Origin of the sequence: Herbaspirillum sp. RV1423, assembly GCF_000577615.1 — a bacterium.
Lineage (GTDB): Bacteria > Pseudomonadota > Gammaproteobacteria > Burkholderiales > Burkholderiaceae_D > Herbaspirillum.
This window is the reverse complement of the sequence record NZ_CBXX010000106.1, coordinates 1-517: the sequence shown is the minus strand read 5'-3', so window position 1 is coordinate 517 and position 517 is coordinate 1. Positions and strand designations below refer to the sequence as shown.

Below are 517 nucleotides of genomic sequence, written 5' to 3'. Positions count from 1 at the left end.
GCGGTATTGGCCGAAGGCACCTATGACCAGGTCTCGAAGAACCCGCAGGTGATGGAAGCCTACATGGGCACCACCGCGGGCGCACTGGAAGGAGCCCACTGATGAACACCGCTACCCTGCAACAGGGCCATGCCCAGACAGCCGGCGTACAGGCGCTGGCCATTACCGACCTGCACGCCTGGTACGGCGAGTCGCACATCCTGCACGACGTCAACCTGACGGTGAACAAGGGAGAAGTGGTGACCCTGCTGGGCCGCAACGGCGCCGGACGCACCACCACCTTGCGCTCGATCATGGGCCTGGTGGGCGCGCGCAAGGGCTCGATCAGGATCAACGGCAATGAAACCATCGCCATGCCGACCTACAAGATCGCGCACCAAGGCGTGGGATATTGCCCGGAAGAGCGCGGCATCTTCTCGTCGCTGTCGGCCGAAGAAAACCTGATGCTGCCGCCGTTCGTCTCGAAGACGGACAAGGGGATGTCGGTCGAAGAGATCTACGACATGTTCCCGAACCT

1 protein-coding gene and 1 pseudogene are annotated in these 517 nt (G+C 62.5%); both read left to right on the top strand.

Translation table 11 applies throughout. The features are described 5' to 3' along the window. Positions 1 to 102: pseudogene (locus tag RV1423_RS29600) on the top strand (ABC transporter ATP-binding protein); the annotation flags it as partial. Then, positions 102 to 517 (top strand): ATP-binding cassette domain-containing protein (locus RV1423_RS28300; protein ID WP_155835349.1); only part of this gene is annotated, 416 nt, incomplete at its 3' end. The pseudogene RV1423_RS29600 and the gene RV1423_RS28300, both read left to right, overlap by 1 nt.